This window comes from Oleiphilus sp. HI0123 (assembly GCF_001635315.1).
This window is the reverse complement of record NZ_LWGE01000046.1, coordinates 1-259: the sequence shown is the minus strand read 5'-3', so window position 1 is coordinate 259 and position 259 is coordinate 1. Positions and strand designations below refer to the sequence as shown.

Here is a 259-nt window from a genome sequence, read left to right as displayed (position 1 = left end):
TCAGCAGGGCTTGTGGGAGAGAGCGCTGGTGCGCATGTCGCTATTAGGAGCGAGAGCCAAGCATCTGACCGACTCTGTATCGATCGTATCAGCTTCCGTTATGCAGCTTTCAACCATGGCGATTGTAATTGTCGGTGTTTATCAGATTGAGCAGCAAGCTTTGAGTTTAGGCGCTTTGATTGCTTGTGTGCTGTTAAGTTCTCGCGCCTTAGCGCCGATGTCCCAGATTGCTAACCTGATATCTCAATACCAACAAGCA

The 259-nt window shown here is 49.4% G+C and carries 1 pseudogene; it reads left to right on the top strand.

The features are described from left to right. Positions 1-34: 34 nt before the first annotated feature. Positions 35-259 (top strand): annotated as a pseudogene (locus A3761_RS00500) (type I secretion system permease/ATPase); the annotation flags it as partial.